At 65.6% G+C, this 503-nt stretch carries 1 protein-coding gene; it reads right to left on the reverse strand.

What is annotated here, in order from left to right; all coding sequences use genetic code 11:
• The coding region (locus tag AC3WN7_RS28620; protein WP_492575445.1) for a DUF5801 repeats-in-toxin domain-containing protein at positions 1-503 on the reverse strand (503 nt) is incomplete at both ends.

The following is a 503-nucleotide window of genomic DNA, read 5'->3' on the forward strand; positions in this document are numbered from 1 at the left end:
GCTCCGGCCACCACGCCCAGTGCATAGGTCAGCGTCCCGGCACCATCAGCGCCAAACGCCGAGTTGAAGTTGGCGGCAAAGCTCTGGGTGGCGTCGGTCCCCAGTAGCGTCTCGTCCACTGTCAACGTCGGCTCCGCGCCGGTGGTGCTGATGTTCGGCCCGTCGTCCTTGAACACCAGGTTCTGCCCGATGTTGAGGGTCGCCTGGGCGCTGTCGCCGTCCCCGTCGGTCTTGGTCGCGGTCAGCGTCACCAGGTTGTCCGAAGTCAGGCTCGTCGAATCATCCGGATTGGTTGGGTCGGGATGCACCACGGCACGCAGTTGGTCAAGCGTGACGCTGCCATCGGCGGCGACACTGACCGTGAATACCAGCAGATTGCTGAGGGCCGTACGCCCTTCGACCACAGTGCCATTGAGCGACAGGTTCACCGCCTGGCCCGAAGCGGTGTCTGTCAGCCCGGAGGCTCCGGCCACCACGCCCAGTGCATAGGTCAGCGTCCCGGC

The sequence above is a fragment of the Pseudomonas sp. FW305-70 genome (assembly GCF_058783925.1).